Source organism: Rhodoferax sp., assembly GCF_039922535.1.
Classification (GTDB): domain Bacteria; phylum Pseudomonadota; class Gammaproteobacteria; order Burkholderiales; family Burkholderiaceae_C; genus Rhodoferax_B.
Window position 1 is genome coordinate 1 of record NZ_JBDTEM010000346.1, and the last position, 7,921, is coordinate 7,921.

Below are 7,921 nucleotides of genomic sequence, written 5' to 3' on the forward strand. Positions count from 1 at the left end.
CAAAGCTCATGGCGACGAGGGCGGCTGCAGTCTGGTGAAGACGGTGGCTACGGGCGGGCGACGGTTGTGGCATGGAAGCAGACGGTGGCAGTGGAGGGAGGCGCAGTCTAGCCCTGGCCTGCCGCCAGCGAAGCACGTAATTCTTCTATCCATATCTGGTTTTTGCAGGGGCGTGCGCGGCCATTGTTGCGGTGGCTTTTTGACTCGGCTGGCGGTGGCAAGCTTGCTATAGATTTGTGGGATTTTTCTAGTGCCTGAATGGGCCGCTGGCGCAATTGCTACCTGCGCAGGGTGCTATAGAAAAAGATCTATTTTTTCTGGTCGGCGGTGCAGGCAGATCCGCGGAGGTCGAACTACCTCGCAGACGCAGCAGGTCCCCAATCTGGCTTTGCGACGAGATGGATGCCCAGTGCCAGGATCGCAACCGCCAGACCCAGCACGCACACGTCCGGCCAGCCGCCATGGGCCCACGCTGCACTGGCCGCTGCAGAGCCCAGTGCGCCGCCCAGAAAGATGGAAGTCACGAACACCGTATTGATGCGGCTTCTGGCGTCTGGCTCCAGGCCCATGACCATGACCATGACCATGGATTGGTTAGCCACATTCGCCACGGACAAGCCGAAGTCCAGCAAGACGACACCCACCACCAGGCCGCGCATAGAACCGTCCAGGCCCAGCACCCCAAACGCCAACACACAGCAGACCAGCCCGACCCGCAAGCTGCTCTGTGGTCCCACGCGGTCAATCACCCGGCCCCCCAGGTTGGCGGCTAGCACGCCGACCAGGCCCACCAGGCCAAATGCACCGGCAGCGGCGGCTCCTAGCCCGAATGGCGGGCGCGCCAGATGCAATGCCAACACCGACCAGAACGCGCTGAAAACGGCGAACACGCAGGCTTGGATGGCGCTGGCAAGCCGCAGCGGCTTGTGCCGCATGAACAGCTGCCACATCGAAGCCAACAGCGCTGCGTACCGCGTTGAGGTCTTGCGCTCCAGCCTGGGCACAAACACCGCGATGAGCACGCCCAAGCCGACGGCCAGTACCGCTGCGACACCGAACATCGCGCGCCATCCCAGCCATTGCGGACACAACTGCATCAACCTGCGCTTGCCCACCATGGATTCGCCGCTGCCGTGGGAGCTCCAGAATGGCGGGCGAAGTATCGACGTGCGGGTCAGTGGGCAGCTGGTCTTCAACAATGCCTACCAGATGCTGGCTGCCGCGCTGCAGGGCTTTGGCCTGGCCTACGTGCCCAAGGCGCTGGCCGATGCCGAAGTGCGTGCGGGCCGCCTTGTGTGGGTGATGGAGGATTGGTTTCCGACCTTTACCGGTCACCACGCCTACTTCCCCAGCCGCCGGCAATCGTCACTTGCGGTTCGGCTGGTGATTGATGCGCTGAAGGAAGCCCAGGCGCGTTAAATCCCGCCCTTGCGGGATGCGGCGCACCGCGCTGGCGGGCACATTTTTAAGGGTGCAATGCTATGGATTTATAGCTATTTTTTAGCAACCTAATTGACCGCTGGCGCAGGTACTATCTGCGCAGGGTGCTATAAAAAATATCTATTTTTATCCAAATTGACCTTGAACACGTTCTTATATAGCCCTCAATGCAGAACTTCCATCGGGGTGATGCTGGCCTTGCCCTTCACCATGTCGGCATTGAAGGCGGACCTACTAAAAATGGATGCAAGAGGCCGACAGCTCATGCCGCCCGCTGGGGAACAAGGCCCTGTTTCAGCTTCGGCTGGGCTGAACGCCTTCGGTGCAACAGGTACCAGGCGGCGGGCATGACGAGCATGCTCAGCAAAGGTGCGGTCACCATGCCGCCGACCATGGGGGCGGCAATCCGCGTCATCACCTCCGAGCCGGTGCCACTGCCCCACAGAATGGGCAGCAGACCAGCCATCACCACCGCCACCGTCATGGCCTTGGGGCGTACGCGCAGCACCGCACCTTCGCGGATGGCTGCCAGCAAGGTCGTGTCATCCATCGGCTCACCTGCTTCGAGACGGCGGGCCAGTGCGTTTTTGAGGTAGACCAGCATCACCACGCCAAACTCGGCCGCTACGCCAGCCAGCGCAATGAAGCCAACTGCCGTAGCCACCGACACGGAATGCCCCAGTGCCCATACCAGCCAGAACCCGCCGATGAGAGAAAACGGCACCGCTGCCATCACCAGTGCGGCATCCGTGAACGAAGTAAACAGCAGGTACAGCAGTACAAAAATGACCGCCAAGGTCACCGGGATGACCAGCTTGAGTCGCTCTGTCGCGCGCTCCAGGTATTCAAACTGACCGGACCACGACACGGCATAGCCTGCAGGCAAGACGATGGTCTTGGCGACCGCGTCCTGCATGTCGTGCACCACCGAGCGCAGGTCTCGCTCTCGTACGTCCACATAGACCCAACCGGACAGGCGGGCATTCTCACTGCGCAGCATGGGCGGGCCTTCCGCGATGCTGATTTTGGCAACGTCCTGCAGCAGCAGCTGGGCACCCTTGTCCGTCACGAAGGGCAGCGCGCGTAGGCGCTCCAGCGAGTCGCGTACCTCCCGGGGGTAGCGCACGTTGATGGGATAGCGCTCGCGGCCCTGGATGACCTCACCGACGTTGTCGCCGCCGATGGCCGTAGCCACCACGGCTTGTACATCCGCGACGGACAATCCATAGCGCGCCGCTGCCAGGCGGTCTACCTCGACATCAATGTAGCGCCCCCCGGTGAGCCGCTCGGCCAACGCGGACGAGACGCCGGGCACATTCTTCACAGCGGCTTCCATTTGCGTGGTCAGCCGGTCGATAGTGGCAAGGTCGGTGCCGGCCACCTTGATGCCGACCGGACTCTTGATGCCGGTGGCCAGCATGTCGATACGGTTGCGGATGGGGGGTACCCAGACATTGGTCAGGCCCGGCACTTTGACGGCCCGGTCCAGTTCTTCCACCAGTTTGTCCGGCGTCATGCCAGCACGCCATTGCGCACGCGGCTTGAACTGGATGGTGGTCTCGAACATCTCCAGCGGCGCCGGGTCGGTCGCTGTGTCCGCACGTCCGGCCTTACCGAATACGTGGGCTACTTCGGGCACGGTCTTGATGAGCCGGTCGGTCTGCTGCAGCAGTGTGGCGGCTTTGGAAACGGACAGGCCAGGCAGTGCCGATGGCATATAGAGCAGGTCGCCTTCATCCAGCGCCGGCATGAACTCACCCCCCAGACGCAGCACCGGAATGGCCGTGAGCGCCAGCAGCACTGCGGCAATGGCCAGCGTTGCTTTCGGGAAGCGCAGCACCGCTTCCAGTGCGGGCCGGTATGCGGCCATCAGAAAGCGGTTCACCGGGTTGGCGGCTTCATGCGGTATGTGGCCGCGGATGAGGTAGCCCATCAACACCGGTACCAAGGTCACCGACAAGCCCGCAGCAGCGGCCATGGCATAGGTCTTGGTAAATGCCAGGGGCGAGAACAAACGCCCCTCCTGGGCTTCCAGAGAAAACACGGGCACAAAAGACAGCGCAATCACCAGCAACGAGAAGAACAAGGCGGGTCCCACTTCGACCGATGCCGCTGCGACCAACTGCCAGCGTTCGGCTGGGTTCGGCATGCGCCCGTGCTGGGCTTCAAATGCCTCCAGGTGCTTGTGCACGTTTTCCACCATCACGATGGCACCGTCCACCATGGCGCCAATGCTGATGGCGATGCCACCCAAGGACATGATGTTGGCGTTGACGCCTTGCCAGTGCATGACGCTGAAGGCGGCCAGTATTCCGATGGGCAGTGCCACCACCGCCACCAGCGCCGAGCGCAGATGGAACAGGAAGATGGCGCAGACCAGCGCCACCACCAAGAATTCTTCCAGCAGCTTGGTTTGCAGATTGTCGACCGCCCGGTCAATCAGCAAAGACCGGTCATAGGTGGGTACCACCTCCACCCCCGCAGGCAGGCCCGGCTTGAGCGCCTCCAGCTTGGCCTTGACGGCTTCAATGGTGCTGCGGGCATTCTTGCCGGAGCGCATCACGACCACGCCCCCAGCGACCTCACCCTCGCCATCCAGCTCGGCAATGCCGCGGCGCATCTCTGGGCCGATTTGCACCGTGGCTACGTCGCGCAACAGCACGGGGGTGGTACCGGACACGGCCAGCGGAATGCTGCGGAAGTCGTCTAGCGACTGCAGGTAGCCCCGCGAGCGCACCATGTACTCGGCCTCGGCCAGCTCCACCACGGAACCGCCCGCGGCCTGGTTGGCCTTTTGCAACCCGGTCACCACCATGCTTTGGGTGACGCCTAGCGCCCGCATGCGGTTCGGGTCGAGCACCACCTGGTACTGCCGCACCATGCCTCCGATGCTGGCCACCTCGGCTACGTCCGGTACGGTTTTGAGTTCGAACTTCAGGAACCAGTCGTTCAAGGCCCGCAGCTGACCGATATCCCGCTGGCCGGTTCGGTCCACCAATGCGTACTCAAACACCCAACCGACTCCGGTGGCATCCGGCCCCAGGGACGCGTTGGCGCCGGCAGGCAGCTTGCTTTGCACCTGGTTCAGGTATTCCACCACCCGGGAGCGAGCCCAGTATGGGTCGGTCTTGTCATCAAAAAGTACGTAGACGAAGGAATCGCCAAAGAACGAGTAACCCCGGACCGTCTTGGCGCCCGGCACGCTCAGCATCGTGGTGGTCAGCGGATAGGTCACCAGGTCTTCCACCACCTGCGGGGCCTTGCCCGGATAAGGTGTGCGGATGATGACTTGCACATCCGACAGGTCTGGTAAGGCATCCAGACTGGTTTTGGAAACCGACCACAGACCCAGCGTCACCACAAAAGCTGTTGCCATCAGCACCAGAAAGCGGTTGCCAACCGACCAGCGAATCAGGGCCGCAATCATGGCTTGGCTCCAGCGGGCACCGGCTGCACCTTGACCAAGGCGTAGCCAGAGGGGCCGCCTTCCTTGAATTCAAAGCGCACTCTGTCGCCGGGCTTGACGTCCGCAAAGGCGTGGGGGTCTGGTTTGCCAAAGCCCATGGTCATGGACGGCCATTGAAGAGACGTAATAGGGCCGTGCGAAATCGTGACGGCTTCGGCAGTGACGCTTTCGACCTTGCCCTCGCCCACATGGACTGCGGGGGTCATGGCAGGCGCAGAGGCCGGTACCGCCATGCTGCCCACCACAGAGCGCAGGCTGGCCTCGGAGTCGATGAGGAACTGGCCGCTGGCCACCACCTGTTCCCCTTCGCTGAGTCCTTGCAGGATTTCTGTCTCTTCACCCACATCCCGGCCTACCGACACCGCACGTGGCTCGAACGTCCCGTTGTCCTTGCGGACCATCACCATCACCCGTTTGCCGGTGCGAATCACGGCCTCGGACGGCAGCACCAGGCTGGTCGTCTTGGGGCCCGCCACTTGCAGGCTGAGGAGCATGCCTGGCGTCAGCTTCCCAGCCCGGTTGTCCACCTCGAAACGGGCCTTGAGCGTGCGCGTGGCCGCATTGACTTCGGGCAGGATTTCTTGCAGCGCCCCGCTAAAGGTTTGCGAGGCATCGGCCTGGAGGGTGGCCGCGACCTTTTGTCCTCGGCTGAGGCGCAGCGCTTGTGCCTCCGGTATTTCGGCCACGGCCCACACTTTCTCTAGCCCGGCGATGCGGAACATCGTCATGCCGGGCGTCACCGCAGCGCCTTCCCGGATGCCCAGCTCGGCCACCACACCGCTGGCAGGTGCGGTAACGGTGAAGCGCGCTTGCGCTGTTCCGGCTTCTTCACTGCGCCGCACCAGTTCGGCTGGAATCGACAGGGCACGCATCCGATCACGCGCAGCGGCTACCAAGTCTGGCGAGACATTGCTACGCTTGAGCGCGAGCAATTCGTTTTGTGGCCCCAGCCATTCAGGAGCAAACACCGTGGCCAGTGCTTGGCCTTTGCGTACCCGTTCCATCGGCGCCCGCACTGCCAAATGCTCTACGTACCCGGCAACCCGCGTTTGAACTGCAACGTCCAAACGTTCGTCAAACTGCACGGTGCCTAGCGCATCGAAGGTGAAAGGTAGATCCGCTCGGTGCACCGTGACAACCCGGATGCCCAGGTTTTGCTGCACGGCGGCACTGACGGTCACACCGGTGGTGTCGCCCGCATCCTGCGCGTACACCGGCACGAGTTGCATATCCATGAAGGGGGATTTTCCTGGCTTATCGAAACGTTGGGCGGGCACCATGGGGTCATGCCAGTACAAAACCTTGCCATTGCTGGAAGCCATGGCCTCGGCTGCAGATGCCATGGGGGTGGATGCCATCCGGCGGCCTGCAAAGAACCCACCGGCTGCCAATGCGATACCTAGCAGGGCGATAAGTGTGGTGTGGCGGGTTGTCATGGTGCGTCTCCCTGGCTGACTGGCTTGTAGAGCAGTTGAGCCTGGGCTCTCGTTAAATCCCGCTGCAATGCCAGCAGCTTGCGTTGGGCGTCCACTTCGGCGTGTCGGGCTTCGAACAAGGTGACGAGGCTGCCTTGGTTGGAGCCGTAGGCCGCCGTTGCCGCAACTATGCGTTGGCCGGCAGGTAGTGCTACGGTGGAGCGGTAGCGGTCGATGCGCTCTTGCAGCCTCTGGGTATCACTGGCCAGGCTGCGGTATTCGACGGCAGCATTGCGAGTGGCTTCTGCCAGGTCGGCTTCAGTCTTGTTAAACAGGGCCCATTTGGCGGCGGTCTCCTGGTCCTGGCGCTGCGCGGGGGCAAGCTGCAAAGGAATGGTGACACCTACCGACACCATGTCCGAATAGCCTGTGCGCTGGGCGTAGGACACTTCCCAGGTCCAGTTCGCTTGGCGGTTAGTGGCTGTGACGGTAGCCGTTTGGCGAGCGACTTCTACATCCCGCCGTAGCGCCGCGACAGCAGGGGCGGCCGCCACATAGTCTGCTTCAGATGGCCACGGCAACTTGCCAATCATCTGTAAATCATCGCTTGCGACACCAGTCCAGCGTTGCAAGGCGAGCTTGGCGCTGCTTTGCTGTTGCAACACCTCCGCCGTGTCGTCTGCCGCCATTCCGCTGGCGCTGCTCAGGAACAGAACTTCCTGGCTGTTACCGGTAGAAGACGACAGCCGGGCACGGGCTGCCTCCAATTCCTCATGGGCGTGGTGTTCCATCAAGGTGCTCAGCTTCAGCGACTCGCTGGCAAAGTAGGCATCCACATAAGCCAGTGCCGTTTGCAGGCGGGTGTCTGCCTGCGCGGTTTGCACCTGGATGGTTTCGCGGGCGACGGCGGCCTCGGCAGCCGCTTGGCGCGTGGCGCGCTTCCCGGAGGAGAGCCATTCCTGGCTGATACCGATACGCTTCATCGTCATGAAGTCGCGGTCGGTGTGGAACCGGTCAGGCCCCGTGACAGGTAGGTTGTCGATACCGACGCGCAAACTGGGGTCAGGAAGCTGGCCCGCCGCCAGCGCCATGTGTTTGGCGCTGTCCACGCCGGACTGGGCCGAACGGGACGCTTCTGAACGTTGCACCGCCAGCGCGATGGCATCGTCAAGGGAAAGGGGGGCCGCTGCGACAAGGCACGGCACCATTGCTGCAGCCCAAGCGGCAGCACGCCAAAAAAACAGAGGCATAGGAACTCCGAAAACGAACGAGGATGTTTGCTGGCGCGCAGAAAAGCTGCGCCAGCGCCTGTTAGTTCACGGAGGTGTCAGACCCGAAGTCGGAGTGTGGACAGGAAGATAGGGTCTGGCGGCGGCCGGGTTTCGGTGCTGGCCTGTACCGTCAATGCTGCGGTGCTGGCTGCATCCAATACCGCAGGTACCACGAGCACCTGGATGATGGCCGGCAGTGTGGGTGTTGCCACCTTTGCCTGTTCGACCGATTGCGGCGCATTCACCTTGAACTGGTGGCACAGCGCAGGCTGGGCCATGTCCATACCTTCGCAGGGTTCGCCCGCCGCCATGGTTTCCACCATGGCTGC

At 62.5% G+C, this 7,921-nt stretch carries 5 protein-coding genes and 1 pseudogene; 1 reads left to right on the plus strand and 5 read right to left on the minus strand.

Annotated features, from left to right (window positions below; translation table 11 throughout):
* Positions 1–353: 353 nt before the first annotated feature.
* On the minus strand, positions 354–1,118 hold the full coding sequence (locus tag ABI213_RS16360) for an MFS transporter (RefSeq protein WP_348027877.1): 765 nt from the start codon (positions 1,116–1,118) through the stop codon (positions 354–356).
* Between ABI213_RS16360 and ABI213_RS16365 the strand changes: the two are divergent.
* Positions 1,087–1,419: pseudogene (locus ABI213_RS16365) on the plus strand (LysR substrate-binding domain-containing protein); the annotation flags it as partial. The gene ABI213_RS16360 and the pseudogene ABI213_RS16365 overlap by 32 nt on opposite strands.
* Before the next feature lie 283 nt (positions 1,420–1,702).
* On the opposite strand, the gene ABI213_RS16370 reads toward ABI213_RS16365, so the two are convergent.
* The 4 genes from ABI213_RS16370 to ABI213_RS16385 form a co-directional block, all read right to left on the minus strand.
* On the minus strand, positions 1,703–4,867 hold the full coding sequence (locus tag ABI213_RS16370) for an efflux RND transporter permease subunit (RefSeq protein ID WP_348027879.1): 3,165 nt from the start codon (positions 4,865–4,867) through the stop codon (positions 1,703–1,705).
* Positions 4,864–6,342: an efflux RND transporter periplasmic adaptor subunit gene (locus ABI213_RS16375; protein WP_348007057.1), complete on the minus strand. Its 1,479-nt coding sequence runs from the start codon at positions 6,340–6,342 to the stop codon at positions 4,864–4,866. The genes ABI213_RS16370 and ABI213_RS16375 overlap by 4 nt, the downstream gene beginning before the upstream one ends.
* Complete coding sequence (locus ABI213_RS16380) at positions 6,339–7,571, minus strand: TolC family protein (protein WP_348007056.1); 1,233 nt, start codon at positions 7,569–7,571, stop codon at positions 6,339–6,341. Before ABI213_RS16380 ends, ABI213_RS16375 begins: the two co-directional genes overlap by 4 nt.
* A gap of 77 nt (positions 7,572–7,648) precedes the next feature.
* A partial coding sequence (locus tag ABI213_RS16385) for a hypothetical protein (protein WP_348027881.1) occupies positions 7,649–7,921 on the minus strand: 273 nt, incomplete at its 5' end.